Origin of the sequence: Streptomyces sp. NPDC101165, from assembly GCF_044768135.1 — a bacterium.
Lineage (GTDB): Bacteria > Actinomycetota > Actinomycetes > Streptomycetales > Streptomycetaceae > Streptomyces.
Genome location: NZ_JBIWPG010000001.1, coordinates 626,711 through 650,222, shown reverse-complemented (window position 1 = coordinate 650,222; position 23,512 = coordinate 626,711). Strand labels below are relative to the sequence as shown.

At 72.2% G+C, this 23,512-nt stretch carries 20 protein-coding genes; 5 read left to right on the top strand and 15 right to left on the bottom strand.

Annotated elements, in window-relative coordinates; genetic code table 11:
• The first annotated feature begins 175 nt into the window (after positions 1-175).
• On the top strand, positions 176-1,393 hold the full coding sequence (locus ACIRVH_RS02815; RefSeq protein WP_403947564.1) for an alpha/beta fold hydrolase: 1,218 nt from the start codon (positions 176-178) through the stop codon (positions 1,391-1,393).
• 21 nt (positions 1,394-1,414) lie between these two features.
• Here ACIRVH_RS02815 and ACIRVH_RS02810 read toward each other — a convergent pair whose 3' ends face one another.
• Entirely contained in the window at positions 1,415-2,566 is a 1,152-nt protein-coding gene (locus tag ACIRVH_RS02810; protein WP_403947563.1) for a glycerate kinase, read from the bottom strand.
• Positions 2,567-2,715: 149 nt separating this feature from the next.
• Here ACIRVH_RS02810 and ACIRVH_RS02805 point away from each other — a divergent pair, with 149 nt between their 5' ends.
• Together ACIRVH_RS02805 and ACIRVH_RS02800 are read left to right on the top strand one after the other, a co-directional pair.
• Positions 2,716-3,789, top strand: coding sequence for an ADP-ribosylglycohydrolase family protein (locus ACIRVH_RS02805; protein ID WP_403947561.1), 1,074 nt, complete (start codon positions 2,716-2,718; stop codon positions 3,787-3,789).
• 28 nt (positions 3,790-3,817) lie between these two features.
• On the top strand, positions 3,818-4,312 hold the full coding sequence (locus ACIRVH_RS02800) for an NUDIX domain-containing protein (RefSeq protein WP_403947559.1): 495 nt from the start codon (positions 3,818-3,820) through the stop codon (positions 4,310-4,312).
• Between the two features lie 73 nt (positions 4,313-4,385).
• Here the strand turns inward: ACIRVH_RS02800 and fdxA are convergent, their stop codons facing one another.
• From fdxA to gap, 13 genes are all read right to left on the bottom strand, one after another.
• Entirely contained in the window at positions 4,386-4,706 is a 321-nt protein-coding gene (gene fdxA, locus ACIRVH_RS02795; protein ID WP_403947557.1) for a ferredoxin, read from the bottom strand.
• On the bottom strand, positions 4,703-5,830 hold the full coding sequence (gene ispG, locus ACIRVH_RS02790) for a flavodoxin-dependent (E)-4-hydroxy-3-methylbut-2-enyl-diphosphate synthase (RefSeq protein WP_403947555.1): 1,128 nt from the start codon (positions 5,828-5,830) through the stop codon (positions 4,703-4,705). The genes fdxA and ispG overlap by 4 nt, the downstream gene beginning before the upstream one ends.
• 13 nt (positions 5,831-5,843) lie before the next feature.
• Positions 5,844-7,676: a 1-deoxy-D-xylulose-5-phosphate synthase gene (locus tag ACIRVH_RS02785; RefSeq protein ID WP_403947554.1), complete on the bottom strand. Its 1,833-nt coding sequence runs from the start codon at positions 7,674-7,676 to the stop codon at positions 5,844-5,846.
• A 28-nt stretch (positions 7,677-7,704) separates the two neighbouring features.
• Positions 7,705-8,694 carry a 4-hydroxy-3-methylbut-2-enyl diphosphate reductase gene (locus ACIRVH_RS02780; RefSeq protein WP_403947552.1) on the bottom strand — a complete coding sequence of 330 codons (990 nt, stop codon included), beginning with the start codon at positions 8,692-8,694 and terminating at the stop codon, positions 7,705-7,707.
• Positions 8,691-10,088, bottom strand: coding sequence for a pentalenene oxygenase (gene ptlI, locus ACIRVH_RS02775; protein ID WP_403947550.1), 1,398 nt, complete (start codon positions 10,086-10,088; stop codon positions 8,691-8,693). The genes ACIRVH_RS02780 and ptlI overlap by 4 nt, the downstream gene beginning before the upstream one ends.
• Positions 10,089-10,121: 33 nt before the next feature.
• Complete coding sequence (ptlA, locus tag ACIRVH_RS02770) at positions 10,122-11,132, bottom strand: pentalenene synthase (RefSeq protein WP_403947549.1); 1,011 nt, start codon at positions 11,130-11,132, stop codon at positions 10,122-10,124.
• A gap of 297 nt (positions 11,133-11,429) precedes the next feature.
• Positions 11,430-12,443, bottom strand: a complete 1,014-nt coding sequence (locus ACIRVH_RS02765; RefSeq protein WP_403947548.1) for a polyprenyl synthetase family protein — start codon at positions 12,441-12,443, stop codon at positions 11,430-11,432.
• Positions 12,440-13,363 (bottom strand): neopentalenolactone/pentalenolactone F synthase, encoded by a 924-nt coding sequence (gene ptlD, locus ACIRVH_RS02760; protein ID WP_403947546.1) that lies wholly within the window; start codon positions 13,361-13,363, stop codon positions 12,440-12,442. Before ptlD ends, ACIRVH_RS02765 begins: the two co-directional genes overlap by 4 nt.
• Before the next feature lie 53 nt (positions 13,364-13,416).
• On the bottom strand, positions 13,417-15,177 hold the full coding sequence (ptlE, locus tag ACIRVH_RS02755) for a neopentalenolactone/pentalenolactone D synthase (RefSeq protein ID WP_403947544.1): 1,761 nt from the start codon (positions 15,175-15,177) through the stop codon (positions 13,417-13,419).
• A 53-nt stretch (positions 15,178-15,230) separates the two neighbouring features.
• Positions 15,231-16,043, bottom strand: coding sequence for a 1-deoxy-11-beta-hydroxypentalenate dehydrogenase (gene ptlF / locus ACIRVH_RS02750; protein WP_403947542.1), 813 nt, complete (start codon positions 16,041-16,043; stop codon positions 15,231-15,233).
• A gap of 144 nt (positions 16,044-16,187) precedes the next feature.
• Positions 16,188-17,639, bottom strand: a complete 1,452-nt coding sequence (locus tag ACIRVH_RS02745) for an MFS transporter (protein WP_403947540.1) — start codon at positions 17,637-17,639, stop codon at positions 16,188-16,190.
• Entirely contained in the window at positions 17,640-18,494 is an 855-nt protein-coding gene (gene ptlH, locus ACIRVH_RS02740; RefSeq protein WP_403947538.1) for a 1-deoxypentalenic acid 11-beta-hydroxylase, read from the bottom strand. It lies immediately after the preceding gene.
• A 108-nt stretch (positions 18,495-18,602) separates the two neighbouring features.
• On the bottom strand, positions 18,603-19,607 hold the full coding sequence (gene gap / locus ACIRVH_RS02735) for a type I glyceraldehyde-3-phosphate dehydrogenase (protein WP_403947536.1): 1,005 nt from the start codon (positions 19,605-19,607) through the stop codon (positions 18,603-18,605).
• A gap of 135 nt (positions 19,608-19,742) precedes the next feature.
• On the opposite strand from gap, the gene ACIRVH_RS02730 reads away from it, so the two are divergent.
• On the top strand, positions 19,743-20,204 hold the full coding sequence (locus tag ACIRVH_RS02730; protein ID WP_403947534.1) for a MarR family winged helix-turn-helix transcriptional regulator: 462 nt from the start codon (positions 19,743-19,745) through the stop codon (positions 20,202-20,204).
• A 45-nt stretch (positions 20,205-20,249) separates the two neighbouring features.
• Here the strand turns inward: ACIRVH_RS02730 and ACIRVH_RS02725 are convergent, their stop codons facing one another.
• Positions 20,250-20,606 carry a hypothetical protein gene (locus ACIRVH_RS02725; RefSeq protein WP_403947532.1) on the bottom strand — a complete coding sequence of 119 codons (357 nt, stop codon included), beginning with the start codon at positions 20,604-20,606 and terminating at the stop codon, positions 20,250-20,252.
• A gap of 611 nt (positions 20,607-21,217) precedes the next feature.
• Between ACIRVH_RS02725 and ACIRVH_RS02720 the strand changes: the two genes are divergently transcribed.
• Positions 21,218-23,416 carry an FUSC family protein gene (locus ACIRVH_RS02720; RefSeq protein WP_403947530.1) on the top strand — a complete coding sequence of 733 codons (2,199 nt, stop codon included), beginning with the start codon at positions 21,218-21,220 and terminating at the stop codon, positions 23,414-23,416.
• The last annotated feature ends 96 nt before the right edge of the window (positions 23,417-23,512 follow it).

Sequence of the window (23,512 nt, the reverse complement as noted above, 5' to 3'; positions counted from 1 at the left end):
CGAGCCTCCGAGGCTCGGGCCACACCCGTTTCGCGTTCAAGGGCTGTGTTCGGCTCCCCTTTGACCCGTCAACCACCCCTGTTTCCTGTCGAGTTGCAGCGGTTCAGGGGCAGGAGGACGGTAGAAACGGGGCATTTACGGATATTGATCCCGCCAGGCGGATGGGAGGACGGCCATGCCCGGACCCGTGCGGACGGACTACCCGGTCGCGCACAAGTCGATCAATCCCGCCAACCCGAACAAGCAGGTGGACCTCTTCGTCCGGGAGTGGAACGGCACCCAGCAGGGCCACGATCCCGAACCGGTGCTGATGCTGCACGGCAGAAGCGTGCCGGTGCTCGCCGGATACGACCTCGTGCTTCCCGGCGTGCCCGGGGACGACGCCATCCGGTACAGCTGGGCCCAGCAGCTGGCCAGGGAACACTACGACGTGTACATGATGGACGTGCAGGGCAACGGGAGATCGCCACGCCTGATGATGGACGACCCGTGCAACGCCAACCCGTCCCAGCGGGACGACGTCCTGGGCTCGCTCGCGGCCCCGTGCGGGACACCCCCGTACCCGCACGAGTTCGGCACCTCGCAGAGCGAGTGGTCGGAGCTGGCCACCGTCGTCAGGTTCGTCAGGTCACGGTGCATGAACAAGCCGATCCACTTCATCGGCTGGTCCGCCGCGGGGCCGCTCATGGGGCCGTACGCCCTCCTGCATCCCACGGAGGTCAGGAGCCTGTTCCTCCTCGCCCCGATCTTCGCGCCGCTGGGACGGTGGTCGGAGAAGCTCGCGGACCCGTTCGGGCTCCCCAAAGGGGTCACGGACCTGCCCGTGTCCCCGCCGCAGGCCATGTTCGGTTTCCCGATGCACGTCAACAGCAAGACCGGCTTCAAGACCGCATGGGACCGCGAGACGGGCAGCCCGCTCCAGCGGGAACCCGGCATCGACGACATCGTGTGGGCCGCCATGATGGACAGCGACCCCGTCGGCGCCAAGTGGGGTCCCCTGCTGCCGGACGGCACGCACGAGGGCGTCCACCGGTTCCGGAACTCCTTCTGGTGGGGCTGGAACACCGAGACCGCGAAGTACAACAGCGTGCTCGGCAACCAGGTGCCCGTCGCCATCGTCCACGGCGAATTCGACAGGACGGCCAACACCCCGGCGACCCTCCCGGTGCCGGCGGTCCTGCGCTTCTCCGTCCCGGAGCTCTACAAGGCCGTCCCGGGGCCGGCCAAGCTGATGTTCCAGCTGGCAGGCGCGGGACACTCCATGGTCTGGGAGCGTCCCGCCAAGATCCTGCACCAGATCACGAAGCAGTGGCTGGCCCACCAGAAGGTGTGGGGCCTCACCAGCGGCAGCTACTACCGGGACCTGGACGGGGAGCTGACCGAACTCACGTAGGGCGGGCCGTGCGGCGACCGCTCAGAGCAGGAAGTCCTGACCGATCCGCTCCGCGACCCGCTCCAGGATCGGCCCGGCGTCCGCGATGCACTTCGCCACGTCCGGCTCCAGGGACGTCAGCGGGTACGCCCGGCCGATCCCGGCCCGGTGCAGCGCCTCCTCCGGCAGAGCGAGCCGCCCGCACACCGCGACGACGTCCTTGCCGGCCGCCCGGGCCGCCGCGGCGACCCCCGCCGGCGCCTTCCCGTGCAGGGTCTGCTCGTCCAGCGATCCCTCGCCGGTGATCACCAGGTCGGCCCGGTCCAGCGCCGGAGCGAAGCCGAGCACGTCCAGCATGACCTCGATGCCGGGCCGGAAACGGGCGCCCAGGAGGAGCGCGCCGTAGCCGATGCCGCCGGCCGCCCCGGCACCCGGTGCCGCCGCGTGCTCGGCGGCGCGCGGCCCCACGGCCGCCTCCACGACCTCGGCGAAGTGGGCGAGGGCCGCGTCCAGGGTCGCCACGTCGTCCGGCGAGGCGCCCTTCTGCGGGCCGTACACCGCGGGCGCGCCCTTCGGCCCGGTCAGCGGGTTGTCGACGTCGCTGGCGAGCACCAGCTCCACGGCGGACAGGCGCGGGTCGAGACCGGACAGATCCGCGTGTGCCAGCTCGGCGAGACCGCCGCCGCCCGGCGGGACCGGCTCCCCGTCCTCGTCCAGGAACCGGGCGCCCAGCGCCGACAGCATTCCGGCTCCGCCGTCCGTCGTGGCGCTCCCGCCGACGCCGAACACGATCGTCCGCGCGCCCGCGTCCAGCGCCGCCCGCAGCAGCTCTCCCGAGCCGTACGTGGAGGAGGTCAGCGGCGCGAAGACACCGGCCGGCAGCCGCTGCAGGCCGCTCGCCTCGGCCATCTCCACCACCGCGGTGTCGCCGCGCAGCGCGAACGCGGCCGTCAACTCCTGGCCGAGCGGCCCGGCGACCCGGATCTCCCGGCGCTCGAAGCCGGCCGCGACCGCCGCGTCCACGGTGCCGTCGCCGCCGTCGGCGACGGGCAGCGCCTCGACGTCGAGGCCGGGCACGACCCGGCGCAGCCCGGCCGTCACCCGCTCGGCGACCTGCACGGCCGTCAGCGAGCCCTTGAACTTGTCCGCGGCGATGAGCACCCTGCGGGTCTCGTTCACTGCAGCGTCCGCCACCTTGCTTTCCCCTTGCTCTCCGGGCCCCGCGCACGTCAGGGCCAGTCGCGCCGCTGCGACCTTAACCGGAGGACACCCCCGCCGTCATGCCCCGACCGAACCCTGGGCAGCACCTGGGAGCCGGCTGGGAAAACGGGTAGATCCCAGCCATGACCAATCAGGGCACCGGGCCGGACCTCGCCGACCGCATCCACGGGGGCTGGCTCGGCCGGATCGCGGGCAACATGCTCGGCAAACCGGTCGAACAGGGCGAGGTGTGGACCCGCGAGCGCATCGACCGCTATCTGCGGCAGGCCGCCGCCCTGCCGCTCACCGACTACCTGCCCGAACCCGCCGACGCGGCCGACGGCGCCGTACTGCGCCCGGAGTGGCGGCAGTGCGTGCGCGGCCGGGTCCACGGCAGCTGCCGCGACGACGACGTCGACTACGCCATCCTCGGCCTGCACCTGCTGGAGACCCACGGGTTCGACTTCAGCACCGAGCAGGTCGGCGACCTGTGGCTGCTCAGGCTGCCGTACCTGCAGACCTTCACCGCGGAACGGGCGGCGTACCGCAACCTCGCGAACGGTCTGAAGCCGCCGTTGACGGCGACGTACGACAACCCGTACCAGGAGTGGATCGGCGCGCTGATCCGTGCCGACGTCTACGGCTGGACCTGCCCCGGCGACCCGCCCCGCGCGGCCTCGCTGGCCCGCCGGGACGCGGTGCTCTCGCACACCGGCAACGGCGTCTACGGCGCGATGTTCGCGGCCGCGCTGATCTCGGCGGCGTTCACAGCGCCGGGGGTGCGGGAGGCGCTGGAGGCCGCGCTCGCCGTGATCCCGGCGAGCAGCCGGCTGGCCCGGACCGTGCGCCGGGTCGTGTCCCTGCACGAGACCCGGCTGCCCTGGGAGGAGACGCTGGCCACTGTGTCCGCGGAGACCGCCGGCCTGGGCTGGATCCACACGGTCCCGAACGCGGCCGTCCTCACGGCCGGGCTGCTGTACGGCGACGGCGACTTCACCCGGACCATCGCCCTCACCGTCCGCGGCGGCCTGGACACCGACTCCAACGGGGCCACGGCCGGTTCGGTGGCCGGGGTGCTCACCGGCGCGGCGGCGGTCCCGGGCCGGTGGAAGGACCCGCTCGAGGACACCGTGCGGAGCGCGGTGTTCGGTTTCGACGGGGTACGGATCAGTGCGCTGGCCGAGCGCACCCTACGCCTGGCGTCGCCTCCGCCGTAGCCGTCCGCTGTCTGGTTACCCTTCCTGCGTGACCACGACTAGTGATTTCGCCACATACATCGCGAACCTCCCCCGCGTGCTGGCCGGTGCCGCCGCGCTCTTCCGGGACGACGAGGGGCGCGTGCTGCTCGTCGAACCCAACTACCGTGAGGGCTGGGCCCTTCCGGGCGGCACGATCGAGTCGGACGACGGCGAGACGCCCCGCCAGGGGGCGCGCCGCGAGACGCTCGAGGAGATCGGCCTGGACCGGGAACTCGGCCGGATGCTGGCGGTCGACTGGGTGCACGGCACCGGCCGGCCGCCGCTGGTGGCCTACCTGTACGACGGAGGCGTCCTGCCCGAGACCGAGTTCAAGGCCATCCGGCTGCAGGAGGAGGAGCTGCTGTCCTGGCGTCTGGTGGCCCGTGCGGAGATCCCCGACTACCTGCCCGGGGCCCTCGGCCGCCGCGTCCTGGCCGCGCTCGACGTCCTGGCTCAGGGCACGGGCACGGCGGAGCTGGAGAACGGCCACCGGGTGGCCTAGCCAGTCCCTGGAAGCCTGTCCCCCGGAGCCTGATGCCGCCGGGATGCGGGGTGACCCCGGCGGCGGACGCGTTTCAGGCCGTACGGACCGGCTGCCCGGCGACGACCGGATGGTCACGGTCGATCAGTCCGTGGGCGGCGGCGCCTCCGGGCGAGCCGAGGTCGTCGAAGAACTCGGCGTTCGCCGCCCTGTACTCCGCCCACTCCGCGGGGGTGTCGTCCTCGTAGAAGACCGCCTCGACCGGGCAGACCGGCTCGCAGGCTCCGCAGTCCACGCACTCGTCGGGGTGGATGTACAGGGCGCGCTGTCCTTCGTAGATGCAGTCGACAGGGCACTCCTCGATGCAGGCCTTGTCCTTGACGTCGACGCAGGGCTGGGCGATCACGTAGGTCATGAAGGCTCCTTCTCCCTCTCCATCTGCTCGGCGAGCTTGAGTGCCTCGTCGATGAGGGTCTCCACGATCTTCGATTCTGGCACGGTCCGGACAACCTCGCCCTTGACGAAGATCTGCCCCTTGCCGTTGCCGGAGGCGACGCCCAGGTCGGCCTCGCGGGCCTCGCCCGGGCCGTTCACCACACACCCCATGACGGCGACGCGCAGCGGCACCTCCATGCCCTCCAGGCCGGCGGTCACCTCGTCGGCGAGCCGGTAGACGTCCACCTGGGCACGGCCGCAGGACGGGCACGACACGATCTCCAGTCGGCGCTGCCTCAGGTTCAGCGACTCCAGGATCTGGATGCCGACCTTGGCCTCCTCGGCGGGCGGGGCCGACAGCGACACGCGGATGGTATCCCCGATGCCCTCGCTCAGCAGCGCGCCGAAGGCCACCGCCGACTTGATCGTGCCCTGGAAGGCGGGGCCGGCCTCGGTGACGCCCAGGTGGAGCGGGTAGTCGCACTGCTCGGCGAGCAGCCGGTAGGCGCTGACCATGACCACCGGGTCGTTGTGCTTGACGGAGATCTTGAGGTCCCGGAAGCCGTGCTCCTCGAACAGCGAGCACTCCCACAGCGCGGACTCCACCAGCGCCTGCGGGGTGGCCTTGCCGTACTTGGCGAGCAGGCGCCGGTCGAGGGAACCCGCGTTCACCCCGATCCGGATCGGGACGCCCGCGTACCCGGCGGCCCGGGCGATCTCCTTGACCTTGTCGTCGAACTGCCGGATGTTGCCCGGGTTGACGCGGACCCCCGCGCAGCCGGCGTCGATGGCGGCGAAGACGTAGCGGGGCTGGAAGTGGATGTCGGCGACGACGGGGATCGGGGACTTGCGGGCGATGGCCGGCAGGGCGTCCGCGTCGTCCTGCGAGGGGCAGGCCACCCGGACGATCTGGCAGCCTGCCGCGGTCAGTTCGGCGATCTGCTGGAGGGTGGCCCCGACGTCGGCGGTCGGGGTCGTGGTCATGGACTGGACCGAGACGGGCGCGTCGCCGCCGACGGCGACGGAGCCCACCCTGATCTGCCGGCTGACGCGGCGTGGGGCGAGGCGCAACGGAACGGTGGGCACCCCGAGCGAGACGGACATGGCACGTTTCTCCTCAGTGTGGGGGTACGGCGCGGTGGGTGCGGCGCACGGCGGCGCGGCTGTAGGTCAGCGCCGCCGCCAGGTCGTCGGCGATGCGCGGGGCGGTGAGTCCGGCGGACTCGAGGATCTCGGACCGGGAGCCGTGGGCGAGGAACCGCTGGGGCAGCCCGAAGACGCGTACCGGGGCGGGCGCGCCCGCGTCGCTCAGCGCCTGGGCGACCGCGGCCCCGGCTCCGCCGGCCCGGCCGTTGTCCTCGACCGTGGCGACCAGCCGGTGCCCGAGGCTCAGTTCGACCAGGGCCGGTGGCACCGGCTTGATCCAGCGCGGGTCGACGACGGTGACGCCGACGCCCTGCGGGGCGAGCAACGCGGCGACCTCCAGGCAGGTGCCGGCCATGGCCCCGACGGAGACCAGGAGAAGGTCCGCGTGCTCCCCCCGCCGGAGCACGTCGACCCCGCCGACGGTGCGGACGGCGGGTATGTCGTCGCCCGTCGTGCCCTTGGGGAAGCGCAGGGCGGTCGGGCCGTCGTGGACGGCGACGGCCTCGCCCAGGGCGCGGCGCAGGGTGGCGGCGTCGCGGGGCACCGCGAGCCGCAGCCCGGGGACGAGGTTCAGCAGCGACAGGTCCCACATGCCGTTGTGCGAGGGTCCGTCGTCGCCGGTGACGCCCGCCCGGTCCAGCACCAGGGTGACCGGGGCGCGGTGCAGGGCCGCGTCCATGAGCAGCTGGTCGAAGGCGCGGTTGAGGAAGGTGGCGTAGATCGCCACCACCGGGTGCATCCCGCCCAGGGCCAGGCCCGCGGCGGCGGTGACCGCGTGCTGTTCGGCGATGCCCACGTCGAGGGTGCGCTCCGGGTGGCGGGCGGCGAACTCGGTCAGGCCGGTCGGGTGGAGCATGGCCGCGGTGACGGCCACCAGATGCGGCCGCTGTGTGCCGAGTTCGGCCAGTTCCCGGCCGAACACGGCGGTCCAGGAGGGCGAACCGTCACCGCTCGGCCGGCCGGAGCGCAGCGGACGCACGGCGTGCTGCCGGTCCGCCTCGTCCTGTTCGGCCGGGGCGTGGCCGCGGCCCTTCTCGGTGACGCAGTGCACGACGACGGACCGGCCGAGCTCCCGCGCCCGGCGCAGGGCCGCCTCCACGGCCGTGATGTCGTGCCCGTCCACGGGGCCCAGGTAGGCGAGGCCCAGGGTCTCGAAGAGGCACTCCGGGGTGGTCTCGGTGCGCAGCGCGGCCAGGTGCTCGGCGATGCCGCCGGTGGTGGGGCCGTAGGAACGGGTGTTGTCGTTGAGCACCACGATCACCGGGTGGCCGGGGGCGGTCGCGATGTTGTTCAGCGCCTCCCATGCCATGCCCCCGGTGAGCGCCCCGTCCCCGAGGACGGCCACCACGGCGCGGTGCGTGTCCCCGCGCAGCCGGTACGCTCGGGCCGCGCCGGCCGCCCAGGACAGCACGGTGGAGGCGTGCGAGTTCTCGATGACGTCGTGCGGGGACTCGGCCCGGCACGGGTAGCCGGACAGCCCGCCGCGCTGCCGGAGCGAGCCGAGGGCGCCGGCCCGGCCGGTGAGGATCTTGTGGACGTAGGCCTGGTGGCCGGTGTCCCACAGGATGCGGTCGCGGGGGGACTCGAACACGCGGTGCAGGGCGACGGACAGTTCGACGACCCCGAGGTTGGGGCCGAGGTGTCCGCCGGTGCGGGTGACGGTGTCCACCAGCAGCCGCCGGATCTCCGGTACGAGCCGGTCGACCTGCTGCGCGGACATGGCCCGCAGATCCTCGGGGCCCCCTAACCCCTCGACTGGGCTCTTCTCGTTGCCGGTCTCCGGCGCGCGTGTCTTCGTCGTCACGCGTGTCTCCTCTGCTGTGTCCATCGGTTCATCGCACCTGCGCCTCGTCGGCCAGCGGGGTGCGCGGGATCCGGCCGGTGACCGGGTCGGCCAGCCGGGCCGGCATGGCGAAGACCACGTCCTCGGGCATCGCCTGCTGCAACTCGACGTCCCCGTACCCGAGTTCCGCCAGCAGGGCCAGCAGTCCGCGGACGAGGACCTCGGGCGCGCTGGCCCCGGCGCTGACGCCGATGCTCGCCACGCCGTCCAGCCAGGCCTCCCGGAAGTGGTCCCGGTCGGGGACGAGATGGGCCCGGCAGCCGTGCTCGCGCGCCACCTCGACCATGCGCAGCGAGTTGCTGGAGTTGCCGGATCCCACGACGAGGACGAGGTCGTGACGGCGTGCCAGGTCCTTCACCGCGTTCTGCCGGTTCTGGCTCGCGTAGCAGATGTCGTCGCCACCGGGGGCGACGATGTCCCGGAATCGCGCGCGGAGCGCTTCGACCACCTTGGCGGTCTCGTCGAAGGACAGGGTGGTCTGGGTGAGGAAGGCCACCGGGGTGTCGTCCGGCAGGTCGAGCCGGGCCACGTCCTCCACCGTCCCTACCACGACGGTGTGTTCGGGCGCCTCGCCGAGGACGCCGTCGACCTCCTCGTGGCCGGCGTGGCCGACCAGCAGGATGGTGCGGCCGTCGCGGGCGAAGCGCAGAGCCTCCTGGTGCACCTTGGCCACCAGCGGGCAGGTGGCGTCGATGACCTCCAACCGGCGCCGGTCCGCGCCGGCCCGGACCGCCGGGGAGACGCCGTGCGCGGAGAAGACGCACACGGCGCCGTGCGGGACGTCCTCCTCGCTGTCCACGAAGACCGCGCCGCGCTTCTCCAGTTCGGAGACGATGTAGTGGTTGTGCACGATCTCCTTGCGCACGTACACCGGTGCGCCGTGCAGGTCCAGGGCCCGCTCCACGATGCCGATCGCCCGCCGTACACCGGCGCAGAAGCCGCGCGGCTGGGCCAGGACGACCTTCCCGGCCCCGCTCACTCGGTGTCACCCCCGCCGAAGCGGGGCGCGGGGACCGCTCCCGCCGTGGGGCGCGCGCTGCGGGTGTTGATGCGCAGCCGCAGCCTGCGGGGGTGGTAGACGGTGGCCAGTGGGACCGGCCGGACGTCGGCGTCGGGCTCGCAGGTGATCCGCCACTTGCTGAGGATGGTGGCGAGGCCGAGGGTGGCCTCGGTGCGGGCGTACAGGTCGCCGATGCACTTGCGGGCACCGGTGCCGAACGGCATGAACGCCTGCCGGGCGAGCGGGTTGACCCGGTCGGGCAGCCAGCGGTCGGGGTCGAAGCGGTGCTCGTCGGGGTAGGCCTCCTCGTTCAGCGCCACCGCTGCGGGGCTGAAGACGATGGTGGTCCCCTTCGGCAGCTGCCGGCCCGCCAGTTCGGTGTCTGCGGCGGTGAGCCGGGTGAACAGCCAGGCCGGCGGATGCAGTCGGAGGGTCTCGCTGATGATCCGGTCGGTCAGCGAGAGGTTCGGCAGGTCGTCCCACTGCGGTGCCCGGCCGCCGAGGACGGTGTCGATCTCCTCGTACAGCGCGGCCTCGATGTCGGGGTGCTGGGAGAGCAGGTGGAAGATCCAGGTGAGGGTGCCGGCGACGGTCTCGGTGCCGGCCGCCATGACGGTGATGACCTGGTCGTGGATCTCGGTGTCGTCCAGCCGGCTGCCGTCCTCGTCGCGCGAGGCGAGCAGGGCGGAGAGCAGGTCGTCGTGTTCGGCGTCGTCGCGGCGGTAGTCGTCGATGAGCTGCTGGGTGGTCGTGTGCAGGTAGTCCAGGTTGCGGCGGTAGCGGCGGTTGGCCGGGGTGGGCAGACGGCGCAGGAAGCGGGGCAGGAACATCTGCCGGAACAGCCCGTTGAGGACGGTGTCGAAGGCGCGCTCCACGCCGTCGGCGAGTTCCTTGCTGACGGGTGTGGAGTACAGGGTGCGGGCCACCGTGCGCAGGGCCATGCCGTACAGCTCCTGGAAGGCGTCGACGACCATGCCGTCGTGCCAACGGCCGGAGGTGGCCTCGATCTCGGCGTGCATGGCGGTGGCGTAGCGCTTGAGCTGGGAGCGCTGGAAGGCCGACTGCATCAGCCGGCGCTGTCGGCGGTGGTCCTTGAACGGGCAGGTGACCAGACCGTTTCCGGCGATGTCACGGGCCCGATCGTAGAAGACGCCGCCCTTGTCGTAGGTGCGGTCGTTGGTCAGCACGTCGCGCAGCAGTCCGGGGTGGCAGGGGACGTAGGCGGAGGTCGGACCGATCTTGATCTTCACCAGGTCGCCGTGGGCGGCCAGCGAGGACATGAAGCGGACGGGCTGGCGCATCATCTGCAGGGCGTGGCCGACGACCGGGACCGCCCCGGGGGCCGTCCCGGCGCTGTAGGTCTGCTGGGGCATCGCAACCTCACATCGGGTGGGTGGTTGGGGGGTCTAGCGGCTGCTGCCGAGTTCTTCGAGGTAGCCCTGGACGCTTGCGGCCACCGCGAACTCGGCGTCGTAGCGGCCCGAGGAGCGGTGCCAGTCGTAGGAGCCGCGGATCACCGTGCGCACGGCGTCGGTGCGGTACCGCTCCACGGCCTCGCGCTCGGCGGCGTCGAGGTCGTAGATGTCGCACACCTTGGACAGGCAGGTCTCCAGCAGCAGGTACTGGGAGAGGCGGGCGTGCACCTCGTCCTGGAGGTGCGCGATGCTGCGGCCCTTCGGCCACCCGTGTTCCCGCTGCAGGATGAAGACCAGGTTGTTCCGCTCGCCCCGGGCCTCCTCCTTCTCCAGTGACGCGATGTCGTTGAACATCAGGTTCACGTCGACGGCGATCTGCAGCATCGCGGAGAGCACCGCGCTGTCGAAGACCCGCTGGGGCACCTCGAAGTGCCCGGCGGCCTCGGCCATGTCCACGGTGGGCTGGACGCCAATGGTCTGCCGGCGTACGGCCAGGTACTGGGCGGCGCAGTCGTAGGGGGTGTCGTGGAAGCGGCTGAGGGCCTCGTCGACGTATCCGGTGAAGTAGTTGCGCCAGTGCCGTGCGCTGCGTGCGCACCAGGAGGGGGACATGCCCGCGCAGCTGCGGCGCCAGATGTCGGCGAAGCCGTGCGCGATGGGCGGTGCGGTGGCGGGCAGCGGGCCGTCGAGGGCGGCCGCCACCGCGTCGGTGAGGCTGCGGGTCTCCTCCGGGTCCTCGCCGCGCGGTCCGTCGAAGAGGTCGTCGAAGAGGAAGAACCACGACATCAGGTCGACGCCCAGGTCCAGGTCGGCGCCGGTGGTGTGCGGGTAGAAACGCGAGGCCAGGTCGGCGTAGGCACCGCGCAGATGACGGGCGGCGGCGGCCTCGGTGGTGATGAGGCCCAGGGAACGCGGCCACTCCAACTGGTGGGCCTCGGCACGGCCGTGGTCGGGGCTCTGCCGGCCGGGCAGCGGTATTCGGAAGTCGACGTTCTGCGGCATGGTGATCTCCGTGGTGGGGCGCTGGGGAAGACGGCGGTGGCGTGGGGCGGCGGGTCATGTCCCCCGGGAGGACGGCCGGGCGGCGCTGTCCTACGGCGGATGCGGACGGGTGGGGGGGACCGCGGGCCACGTCGCCCACGGCGGGAGGGAGGCTCCGGGGCGACGCTGCCCGCGGAGCCGGGGTCCGACTGCCGGCACCGTCGCCCTCGGGGGTGGCGGCGGGGCCTCGGCCCGTGTCCCTCACGGTCCTCGACAGTGCTGACAGATCTCTTACGGGGACTGGTCCGGCCGGACTTCTCACACCTCGCGGCGGACGATGAACCGCCCGACCGCGAGCAACTCCTCGCACGCACCGGCGTCCAGACCGGCGCCGCGCAGCGCCGCCTCGCCCAGCGCCATCCGGCGGGCCGCCTCGGCCTGGGCCCAGGCGAGGCCGCCGGCGGCCTCGATCAGGCCGGCCGCGCGGCGCAGCTCGGCCGGGTCGGGGTCGCCGGGTGCGGCCAGCCACGTGGCCAGTTCGACGCCGAGGGTGCCGCCCTGGTTGAGCGCGTAGGCGACCGGGAGGGACTTCTTGCGGGCGCGCAGATCGGAGTGGACCGACTTGCCGGTGGTGGCCGGGTCGCCCCAGATGCCGAGGACGTCGTCGGTGAGCTGGAAGGCGAGGCCGACCTGCTCGCCGTAGAGCCCGAGGGCGTCCACGGCGGGCTGCGGTGCCCCGGCCAGCAGGGCACCGATCGCGGCGCTCGCCGCCAGCAGCGCGCCGGTCTTGCCGCCGGCCATCTCCAGACACTCCTCGACCGTCACGTGCCGGCGCTGTTCGAAGGCCATGTCCTGGACCTGACCGTGGATCAGCCGGCGCGTGGTGCGGGCGAGGAGTCCGGCCGCGGCCGCCGCGGTGGGCAGCCCGCAGTCGAGCAGCACCTCCTGGGCGAGGGCCAGCAGCGCGTCACCGGTGAGGATCGCGCTGGAGGCGCCCCACAGCGACCAGACGGTACGGCGGTGGCGGCGCTCCTCGTCACCGTCCATCAGGTCGTCGTGCAGCAGGGAGAAGTTGTGCACCAGCTCGACGGCGACCGCGCCGGGCAGCGCGGTCTCGGGCCGCGCGCCGACCGCTTCGGCCGACAGCAGGGCGAGGGCGGGACGTACGGCCTTGCCGCCGTCGGCCGCGGTCGGCGCGCCTGCGGCGGTGATCCAGCCGAGGTGGTAGGCGGCCTGGTGGCGGGTCCGGCGGTCGAGCAGGTCAAGGGCGGTGCGCAGTCCGGGTGTGGTGACGTCCCGGCCGCGGTGCAGGCTCGCGGGGGTGACGGTCACGCCATGGCCTCCGCTCGCCAGGGCTCCACCGGGTCGTCGAAGATGGCCACCACCTTGCGCAGGATGCGCCGGTCCGCCGGGTCGAAGGGCGTCTTCGCGTGGATGGTGCCGAGCTGGTCCCACATGACGATGTCGCCGGGCTGCCAGGTGTGGGCGTAGGTCAACCCGGGGGCGCCGGCGTAGCCGCACAGGTCCTGGAGCAGTTCCTTGCTGGCGGTGGGGTCGAGTTCGAGGACGCGCTTGGTGTTGAGCGAGTTGACGTAGACGGCGTGGCGGCCGGTGCGCGGGTTGCGGGCGATCATCGGGTGGACGGTGGAGGTGCCGTCCTCGGGCAGGATCACGGTGGCGTCGGCCGGTCCGGTGCCGCCCTCGGGGCCGGCGAGGGACACCTCGCCCTGGAAGCTCTCCTCGATGGTCTCCTCGTAGCCGGAGCGCAGGGCGTGCCGGGCCCGGTAGGTGTGCAGCCGTCGGCGCAGCTGCGCGGGCAGGGAGTCGTAGACGGCGTACATGTCGGTGAACAGGGTCTGTCCGCCGCCGGAGACGGGGAGTTCCACGGCCGCGAGGAAGCCGATCCGGGACACCCGGGGCCGAAAGGAGTAGTCGGTGTGCCAGTCCATCCAGCCGGCGTCGCCGACGCCGATCTTCCGTCCGTTCTCCACGATGTTGGAGATGATCAGGATCTCGTTGTGGTCGGGGCTGGCGCCGGTGGTGAGCCCGGTCTTGGGGATGTGCCCGAAGCGGCGCCCGAAGCCGAGCAGTGCGTCGTTCGAGGGGTCCCGGTGGCCGCGGAAGACCAGAACCAGGTGCCGGTCGAGTGCGGCCCAGATCCGCTCGACGGTGGTGTCGTCGAGGTCCGGGGTGATGTCGGCACCGTGCACGACGGCTCCGACGGAGGAGCCTGGTATCGGCGAGACGTCCATGGTCTTGCGTCCCCCTTCATGGATGCTGCGTGATTGCTGCGTGGACGGGTGGGTCAGTCGCTCAGTTCGAGATGGGCGAGGTCACCGGCCTCGCGCCAGGTGCGCAGGACGTTCACGAACTCCACCGAGCCGCCGCCGTAGCTGCCGCCCAGGACGTGCAGCTCGCTCGGGCGGCCCTCGTTGTTGAACAGGCCCGGGGTGCACGACTCGGCGTAGTCGAGGTTGCGGTGCGCGAGCCGGAGGATCTCCTCGCCCCACTCCTTCTCGCCCGTGGTGGAGGCCTCCACGACGTGCCGGCCCCGGTCCTGGACGGCCTTGAGGACGTGGGCGACGTGCCGGCTCTGCTCGCCCAGCATGTACGGGACGTTGACATGCAGGCCCGACTGGACCTTGGAGAGGACGAAGCAGTTGGGGAAACGATTCACCATCAGTCCGTGCAGCGTTCGCGCCCCGTCCGCCCACTTCTCCGACAGCCGCAGCCCGTCCCGCCCCACGACCTCGTAACCGGCCCGCGCGGTGTACGGCACCGCGTACTCGGACTCGTAGCCCGAGGCGAAGACCAGACAGTCCACCGGGTACTCCCGGCCGCCCGCGACCACGGCGTGCTCGGTGAGCCGCTCGACACCGCGGCCCTCGGTGTCCACCAGGGTGACGTCGGGCCGGTTGAAGGTCTCCAGGTAACCGTCGTGGAAACAGGGCCGCTTGCAGAACAGCCGGTAGTACGGCTTCAGGGCGGCCGCGGTGGCGGGGTCGTGCACGACGGCGTCGACACGGGCCCGCAGCTCCTCCATCTTGCGGAAGTCGGCGTGCTCGACGGCGCCGGCCGCGTCCTCGGGGCTGGTCCCGGCGGACTTCGGCAGGATCGCCGCGAGACTGGCGGTGATCTCCGTCCAGCCGTCCGCGACGAGGTCCTCCTCCGCGGCGGCTCCCGAGGTCAGCGCGTGGAAGTTGTCCATGCGCCGCTGCTGCCAGCCCGGTTCGAGCCCCTTCGCCCAGTCCGGGTCGGTGGGCCGGTTGGCCCGTACGCCCACCGCGGGCGGGGTGCGCTGGAAGACGTAGGTGTGCGCGGCCGCCTCGGCCAGGTGCGGGATCACCTGGACGGCCGTCGCGCCCGTCCCGACGATCCCGACCCGCTTGTCCCGGAGCTGCGCGAGGCTGCCCGGGACTCCCCCGCCGGTGTAGCCGTAGTCCCAGCGGGCGGCGTGGAAGGAGTGCCCGCGGAAGGTCTCGATGCCCTCGACGGAGGGGAGTTTGGGCCGGTGCAGCGAGCCGATCGCCATGCAGACGTACCGGGCCCGGAAGCGGTCGCCGCGGTCGGTGCGCACCAGCCAGTGCGCCGTGTCCTCGTCCCAGCGCAGCTCGGTGACCGAGGTCTGCAGCAGCGCGTCCCGGTAGAGGCCGTAGTGCCGGGCGACGGCCTGGCAGTGCGCGAGGATCTCGGCGCCGGTCACGTACTTCTCGGTCGGCACGGTGCCCAGCTCTTCGAGCAGCGGCATGTAGACGTAGCTCTCGACGTCGCACCGGAGCCCGGGGAACCGGTTCCAGTACCAGGTCCCGCCCACGTCACCGGCCGCGTCGATCAGACGGATCCGCTCGAAGCCGCACGTCTCGCGGAGCCGTGCGCCCACCAGCAGACCGCCGATGCCGGCGCCGACGACGGCGACGTCGACCTCGTCGGTGACGGGATCCCGGTCGCCCGGCTCGCCGCGGGGGTCTGCGGCGTAGCGGGACAGCTCCCCGCGCGCGGACCGGTACGTCCGGCCGACGGCCGCCGTCAGGCGCTTGTCGCGCTCCGCGCGGTACTTCGCCCGCACCGTCTCGAGGTCGACAGTGCCGGCGGGGTCGGCGGGGCCTGACCCGCCGTCGGCTAAGGGGTCTGTTCCAGAGCGTTCCACAGCGTCTCCTGCGTGGGGTGGACAGGTGAGGTCAGGTGGCGCCGTACGTCGTCGAACTGGTCGCGCAGCCGGGTGGGCGCGTCGGCGTTCGTGAACAGGTAGAAGCGGTCGGAGCCCAGCGCGTCCCACACGGTCTCGGCCACCAGCTCGGCGGAGACCGTCGTGTCGCCGGTCGCGTCCCGTGGCGCGGCGAGCCCGCGGACCATCGGCGTGTCGACCCGGCCGGGGCAGAGCACCGAGACCCGTACGGGGGTCCCGGCGAGGTCGGCCCGCAGGCTGCGGGCCACGGCGAGATCGGCGTGCTTGGAGGCGGCGTAGGCCGCGCTGCCGCTGCCCACGGCGAACGCCGACATGGAGGCGGTGTGCACCAGGTGCGCGGGCCGGCCGCTCGCCAGCAGCCGGGGCACGAAGGCGCGGGCGACATGGACGTGCGCCCAGTGGTTCACCTCGAACACCTCGCGCATCCGGTCCAGCGGCACGGACCACAGCGGCATCCCCACGGGGCCGACGACACCGGCGTTGTTGCAGACCACGTCGATCTCGCCGAGCGTGTCGTACGCCGTCTCGGCCAGGGCCGTCACCGCGTGGGGGTCGGTGAGATCCACGGTCTCGGCGCGTACCCGCGCGCCGCGCGCGGTGAGTTCGGCGGCTCGGCGGTGCAGGGCGGCGCCCTGGATGTCCGCCATGACCACCTCGGCTCCGGACCGGGTGAGGCGGGCGGTGAGGGCGAGGCCGATACCGCTCGCCGCGCCGGTGACCACGGCCGTTCTGGGGTGTAGGTGCACGGGACCGTCCGTTCCTCGCATCCTGTGGGGCGGGCAAGGCACGGGCCGCGTCCTTGCGGCCCGGAGGGGCTGTGCGGGGCGGGCGTACGCCCTGGACCCGGTGGCCTCCACCCCGTGGGGAGCCGGACGGAGGCCACCGGTGGTTCAGGCGGGGTCGGGCAGTCTGAGGCTGATGGCGAAGATGGTCACCGAGAAGACGGCGAGCAGGGCGAGGACGATCACCGCGGCCGAGGAGTGGCCCATCGAGTCGCCCAGGGCGAGATAGAGGGTGCCGCCCACGGTCGCGCCCAGGGCGGTGGCCGTCTGCTGACTGGTGACCAGCACACCGCTGCCCATGCCGGCCTGGGCCGGCGGGACGTCGGCGAGGATCATCCGGAACAGGGTGGGCCCGATCAGCGCCTGTCCGACGCCGGTGAGGGCCAGCACGGCCAGGACCAGGACCACCGGGACGTCCGGCCAGGTGACCCCGATCAGCAGCGCCATCAGCAGCAGTCCGGCTCCCTGGACGGTGGCCCCGAGGGTCACGATGCGCCGGCCGAGGACCGCCGCGATCTTCGGGGTGAACAGCGCGACCACGAAGAAGGCGGAGGCGAACGGGGACAGCACCGCTCCCGAGCCCAGACCGCCCAGACCGAAGTCGTCCTGGGCGACCAGGGCGTAGACGAACATGAAGCTGCCGAACCCGATCGAGAACGGCACCATCGCGAGCAACCCCCGGCGCATCCCGGACTGCGAGAGGACCGACGGAGGCAACAGCGGTGAACCGCCTTCCGCCTCCAGCCGCCGCTCGACCCGGAACAGCGCCACCACCGCGGCGGCCGCGACCACGGGCAGCGCCCACAGCCACAGCGGCCAGCCCAGCGCCTGCCCCTCTACGATCACCAGCAGGACGCAGACCAGGGCCACCCCGAACAGCAGGGTGCCGGTCAGGTCGAAGCCCGGCCTGCGCTCGGCCCTGGTGTCCGGCATGTGCCGCACGGCCAGCAGCGCGGCCACCCCGACGGGCACGTTGATCAGGAAGACCGACCGCCAGCCGACCCCGGCGATGTCCAGCGAGACCAGCAGTCCGCCGAGGATCTGCCCGGCCACCGCAGCGAGTCCCGCGGTCGCGCCGTAGAGGCTGATGGCGCGGGCGCGGGCCTGGCCCTCGGTGGCAGCCTGGATGGTCGCGAGGACCTGCGGTACGAGCATGGCCGCGGCCGCGCCCTGCAGGAGCCGGGCGGCGATGAGGAAGCCGACGCTCGGGGCCACACCGCACAGCGCGGAGCTGAGGGTGAAGGCGATCAGGCCCCACACGAAGAGCCGGCGTCTGCCGTAGGCGTCGCCCAGGCGCCCGCCGAGCACCAGCCCGAGCGCGTAGGCGATGCCGTAGCCGGACACCACCAGCTCCAGTGCGGTCTCTCCGCCGTTCAGGTCGTGGCCGATCGTGGTCAGCGCCACGTTGACGATGAAGAAGTCGACGATGGACAGGGCGAATCCGGTGAGCACCACGACCAGTGCGGTCGTGGACAAGCCGGCGGCCTTGTCGGCTTCCTGCGGGGACGGCTGCTCCTGGGTTCCGGGAGCGCCGGTGGGGGGTGCTTCGCGATGAGTCATCTATTCAGCCGAGCTGGGGGTTCCGGTGATCTTGGACATGATTCCCTTGGCGGGGTCCTTCGCCGACTCCGTCCACGGGGTCAGCGCGTTGAAGCCGCGCTCCGCCGCGGCCGGCTGCACGCGGGTGTCCATCGACATCCGCATGACGGGCGGGGAGGACAGGTTCGGGACCGACCTGTGGCAGGTGTAGGCGTGCAGGAACAGGACGTCGCCCGGCTCCATGGCGGAGTGCAGCAGGATCTCGTCCGCACCCATCAGGTCGGCGGGTATGCCGCGCACCGGGTGGCCGAACCTGCGGAAGGACTCGTGCACGACGTGCTCGCGCGGGCCGCGCCGGTGGCTGCCGTCCACGAGCGCGACCCCGCCGGACTCCTTTGTCGTGGCGATGAGCGGTATCCAGGTGGGGCGGAAGTCCTTGTTGGGGCCTATGTAGAAGCCGTCCTGGTGGAACGGCGTCAGGTGGGCGAAGGACGGGTTCTCCGCGCCCGCGGCCGAGGGGTAGTAGCGGATGGTCGTGGAGCGGAAGACGAAGACGGGCTCACCGAAGACCTGCTCGAACACCCTGAGGGTCGAGGGGTGGTTCCAGAACTCGTCGTACTTCACGTACTTGTGCATGGCCACCTCGTCGACCTCCTCGAAGGAGTCGATGCTGGCGTCGTCCAGCGTGGCCTTCGGATCCGCCGCACCCAGCGCGATCAGGCCCTCCAGCATCTGCTCGGCGGCGGTCCGGACGAGGGCGCGGTCGAGGACGCCGCGCAGATACAGGTAGCCGTGCTCCTCGAAGAAGCCGTCGAGCGCCTCGCGGTCGTCGAGCAGGGGCGAGCAGTCCGTGTATTCCCCGGTCACGTACGTCATGGGTTCCCGTCCTTGTGACATGGCCTGGTGGCATGGTCCGAAGGGGCGTGAGACGTGTCCCGCCCGGCACGCGGGAAGGCCGACGGCGGTGGCGTCGGTGGCCGGCCGTCAGAGGGTGGCGCCGACCAGCAGGGCGAGGTCGATGAGACGGTTCGAGTAACCCCACTCGTTGTCGTACCAGCCGACGACCTTGACCTGCTGGTCGGTGACGCGGGTCAGTTCGGCGTCGAAGACGCAGGAGGCGGGGTCGCCCACGATGTCGGTGCTGACGAGGGGCGCCTCGGTGTACGACAGCAGGCCCTTGTAGGCACCGGCCGCGGCCGCCGCGTACGCCTCCTTCACCTCGGCCACGGAAGTGCGCCGGCTCGGGGTCACCGTCAGGTCGGTGACCGAGCCGGTGGGCACGGGCACGCGCAGGGCGAACGCGTCCAGACGGCCGGCGAGTTCCGGCAGCACCAGGCCGATGGCCTTGGCGGCGCCGCTGGAGGTCGGCACGATGTTCAGGCCCGCGGCGCGCGCACGGCGCAGGTCCTTGTGCGGAGCGTCCTGGAGGTTCTGGTCCTGGGTGTAGGCGTGGACGGTGGTCATCATGCCCGCCTCGATACCGACGCTCTCGTGCAGCACCTTGGCCAGCACGGCGAGGCAGTTGGTGGTGCAGGAGGCGTTGGAGATGATCGTGTGGCGCTCCGGGTCGTAGGCGTCCTCGTTGACTCCGAGCACGACCGTGATGTCCTCACCGCTGGCCGGGGCCGCGATGATGACCTTCTTCGCACCGCCGTCGACGTGGGCGCGCGCCCGGGCGGCGTCGGTGAAGATGCCGGTGGACTCGATGACGATGTCCACGCCGAGATCGCCCCAGGGCAGGGCGCCCGGGTCGCGTTCGGCGAGCACCTTGATCGTCCGGCTGCCCACACGGATCGCGCCCGGCTCGGCGGCGATCTCCTCGGGGAAGCGGCCCAGGATCGAGTCGAAGGCCAGCAGATGGGCCATGGTGTCGACGTCACCGAGGTCGTTGACGGCGACGATCTCCAACTCCGGGCCCCGCGCGGCCATCGCGCGGAAGACGTTGCGGCCGATGCGTCCAAAACCGTTGATGCCGATGCGCACAGTCATAGATGTGTCCCTCACCTTGCGCTGCTGGGTGGTTGACGCGCCGTTGCGCCGAGGTGCGATGCCGGACCACACATCACCGCGGGGCGGGGACGTGGTGCATCACGACCTTATATAAGCATGCGATACATTTCCAGGGTGACCACTCCTCAGAACACCAGCCAGGAAGCCGACTTGGACGTCGACGACCTCACCAGGGCGATCGAGAACTTCAACCGCTTCTACATCCGGCTCGCCTCCGTGCAGAAGCTGTCGTTCACGACGCTGTCGGTGCTGGACACGCTGGCGTTCAGCGGTCCGACACGGCTGACGGACCTGGTCAGAACGGAGCAGTTGAGCCAGCCGGGCATCACCCAGCTGGTGACCCGGCTCGAACGGGACGGACTCGTGGAACGCCGCCCCGACCCGACCGACGGCCGCGCCGTCCTCGTGCACATCACCGACGAGGGCCGGAAGATCGGCCAGGCCCGACACGAGGACCGGGCCCGTCATCTGCGGCCCCTGATCGGCGAGTTGACGCCCGAGGAGCAGCAGACCATCGCCGCGGCCCTCCCCGTCCTCGCCCACCTGGCCGAACTCGGCATGCGGGCACGGCAGTAGGCGCGGCTGCGTCCGTCCGGTCCTCGCCCTGGGACAGCCCAGGGATCACTCGGAGGCTGCTGGGTCCGGAAGTACCTCGTCGGCGCTGCGCGGCTCCGTGCGCGGCTGCTGGTTGAGCTTGTGGCGCTCGATGGAGGAGTGCCGGTAGACCTCTTTGCGAGCCCGCATGATGTTGCCCAGGGGCGCATGCTCGGCGGTGACCCGCCAGGGCGTGAAGGACAGTGCGTCCATCTTCGCCAGATTGTCCGGGCCGGAGATGTCCTGCTGCGGCAACCGCAGTTCAGCAACCGTGACGTACGGCGAGAGTTGCTCGGGCCACTCGACCGTGGTCGACAGGAGCAGGTTGACCAGGGGCGTCCGGGTCAGGCGCCGTCTGCGGAACCTGCCCAGCTTCGTGGTCACCCGCGGCGGCGAGTACTGCTTCCTGCCGGGCCTGCGCGCCCTGCGCTGGATCGCCGAACTAGAGGACTGAGAGCAACAGCGCTGGCAGCACAGTTCGTTCGCTACACGCCGGACGTCGAAGACGACGATCCGCACTTCGACGACTGCCTGAAGAAAGTGATCGAAGAATCGCCGCGCGGCCCCCCCCACCTGCCGCCGCCTCGGCCATCTCGGTGAGAGTGTCACGCAGCGCGTCCGCATGTCCCGGCTTGATCTTGGTGAAGACGGTGAACTCGCTGCACACCCCGTCCGTCGCGCCCGGGCGCTCAGGGTGAGCCGGCTGGGTCGCACCTGTCGCTGCAGTCATCGTCAGAACCTCCTGCCGAGATCGCTTCGAGGGTGGCCAAGCGCTCGCACAGGGAGACACCATCGCCCCCATCACCAACATTGCCCCTGCCTACACCGCCTCGCATCCCGGCCGTGGGGCATGCACGAGCAGGGGCGGATTCGACGTCAAGCCGTGGGCTCCTCTCGCTTGACCGGCCCCGGGTGCGGTGGCCGGGCGTACCCGCCCGGCCTAGCGTGAACGGGGAAGCGGACGTTTCTCCGCACGGTCGACGAGGAGGCCGCGGGTGCGCCGTCGCGGTGGGCTGGAATGGCTGCGGGCCCGTGATCCTGGCCTGCGGGCGGTGCGGCGTGCGGCGCGGGTGGCGCTCGTGGCGTGCACGGGGTTCTACGCGTTCCGCTACGGCCTGGGGAACCATGTCGCGGCGATCTACGCGCTGTTCGGCGCGATCGCCACCGGCGGGATGTCCTTCGTCCCGGGTACGCCGCGTGAGCGCGCCCGCACGCTGCTGGCGGTGCTGCCGCTCGCGGCCGCGCTGGTCACCCTGGGCACCGTGCTCGGGGTGCACTCGTGGACGGCGGCCCTCGGGATGTTCGTGGTGGGCTTCCTGGTGACGTACGCGGGGGTGGGCGCGCCCCGACTGGGTGGGCTGACAGGCGGCCTGCAGGCGTTCTACATCCTGGCGTGCTTTCCGCCGTACGCACCCGCGACGCTGGGGGCGCGCCTGGCCGGGCTGGCGACCGGAGTGGTGCTGATGGCGGCGGCGGAGAGGTGGCTGCTGCCGGATCCCCCGCCGGGACGGTACGCGGACCGGCTGGCGCACGCCGCGGCGCTGGCGTCCGGGGCGCTGCGGGCGCTCGCGGCGGAGCCGCGGCCACCACCGTTCGACAGCCCGGATCAACTGATGACGGCGTCGCAGGAGCTGCGGCTGAGCCTGGTGCCGGACGACGAGCGCCCGACGTCGGCGTCGGCGCGGGACCGGGCGCTGTGCCAAGGCGCCGCCTACCTGCGTCATCTGCTGGCCCAGACACGGCAGTTGGAACAGGACGCCCGCGATGCCCCCGGCACCCGTGACCCCGCGGCGGCCCGGCTGCTGCAAGCGTCGGCCACCGCATGCCACGACGTCGCGCTCGGGCTGTCCGGCCGGGGCCCGGCGCCTTCCGACGCTCCGTACACCGCCGCCGCGGCGGACTTCGAGGCCAACCGTGTCCGCCCGGCGATGTGGTACCCGAACAGCGCGGCCGTGGTGCGCGGCGGCGCGATCGCCCTGGACATCGCACACACCGGAACCTTCCTGGTCACGGCGGTGCGCATCGCGCTCGGCGCGCCCGTGCCCGCGGACGCGACGCCGCCCGCCGAGCGGCCGGGCCCGTTCTGGTACGCGGGGCGTCCTACGCTCTCGCTCTACGCGCGCCGCCTGCAGGCCCAGCTCACACCCCGGTCGGTGTACTTCCAGAACGCCGTCCGGATCGCGCTGGCCCTGGCGGCCGCCCGGCTGATCGTGGGCGTGCTCGGCCTGGGCCACGGCATCTGGGCACTGCTGGCCACCATCACCGTGATGGGGACCAGCGCCACGGGCACCCGTACGGCGCTGTGGCCGGCATTCAGCGGGACCCTCGCGGGCGCCGCCGTGGTAGCTGTGATGCTGTACTCCGTGGGCGACCACGTGGCGGTGTACGCGGTCGTGTTGCCGCCTCTGTACCTCCTGGCGTTCTCCGCGAAGCCCGTGCTCGGCCTGGGCTGGGGCCAGGCGTTCTCCACGATCGCCGCGGCCGCCGCCTTCGCCCAGCTCGATCCCGCCAGGGCGGGGCTGGCCGCCGTCCGGTTCACGGACGTCCTCATCGGCGGCCTCACCGGCGCCCTGGTCGGGCTGCTGGCCTGGCCGCAAGGCGGCGCCGGGGAGCTGCGGCGGGCCTGCTCGCGGCTGCTGGACCAGAGCACCCGGGCCGTCACCGAGACCGTCGAGGCCATCACCGGAGACAGTACGACCGGCGCCGCGCTGGCCGGGACCCGCCGCGCCCAGGTGTTCGCGGAGGCCAGCTACGCGCAGTACGCCACCGAGCGCGGTGACCCGGACCCGACGCACCCCGCCGACGAGGACTGGATGGCCATCCTGCTTGCCGGGAACCAGGTGGTCACCACGGGGCAGAGCCTGGTCAACCACTGTCCCCCGGGCGCGCTGGCGGCCTGGCCGGTCAGCGCCACGCACCTGCGCGACGCCGCCCACCGTCTCCGGCTGACTGCGCTGCCCCTGATGTACGACCTGCGCTCCGAGAAGCGACGCCCCGCGCCCGTCGAGCCCCCGGCCCCGAGCACGCCGACGGACCGCACCGTCATCGCCGATGTGTTCGCCTCCTCGGGCGGCCGGGCGACCGACCCGCTGCCGTACTACGCCGTCGACGCCGCCATCTGGCTGACCAGCCTGCAGGCGGTGGTGACGGCGATCCGCCGGACCACGGATGTTCGGACTGCAGCGCCGGGTTGACCACCGCGAAGATCCCACAAGGCACGTGCTCAGACCGTCAGAGGCAGCACATTGTTGCCGTCGGGCCGATTCGAGGCCACGCCCCGAAACCCATTC

Excerpts from the sequence above, each read along its gene's own strand:
- ACIRVH_RS02815 (WP_403947564.1), top strand. The coding sequence starts at position 176 with ATGCCCGGACCCGTGCGGACGGACTACCCGGTCGCGCACAAGTCGATC.
- ACIRVH_RS02805 (WP_403947561.1), top strand. The coding sequence starts at position 2,716 with ATGACCAATCAGGGCACCGGGCCGGACCTCGCCGACCGCATCCACGGG.
- fdxA (WP_403947557.1), bottom strand. The coding sequence starts at position 4,706 with ATGACCTACGTGATCGCCCAGCCCTGCGTCGACGTCAAGGACAAGGCC.
- ispG (WP_403947555.1), bottom strand. The coding sequence starts at position 5,830 with ATGTCCGTCTCGCTCGGGGTGCCCACCGTTCCGTTGCGCCTCGCCCCA.
- ptlI (WP_403947550.1), bottom strand. The coding sequence starts at position 10,088 with ATGCCCCAGCAGACCTACAGCGCCGGGACGGCCCCCGGGGCGGTCCCG.
- ptlA (WP_403947549.1), bottom strand. The coding sequence starts at position 11,132 with ATGCCGCAGAACGTCGACTTCCGAATACCGCTGCCCGGCCGGCAGAGC.
- ptlD (WP_403947546.1), bottom strand. The coding sequence starts at position 13,363 with ATGGACGTCTCGCCGATACCAGGCTCCTCCGTCGGAGCCGTCGTGCAC.
- ACIRVH_RS02745 (WP_403947540.1), bottom strand. The coding sequence starts at position 17,639 with ATGACTCATCGCGAAGCACCCCCCACCGGCGCTCCCGGAACCCAGGAG.
- ptlH (WP_403947538.1), bottom strand. The coding sequence starts at position 18,494 with ATGACGTACGTGACCGGGGAATACACGGACTGCTCGCCCCTGCTCGAC.
- gap (WP_403947536.1), bottom strand. The coding sequence starts at position 19,607 with ATGACTGTGCGCATCGGCATCAACGGTTTTGGACGCATCGGCCGCAAC.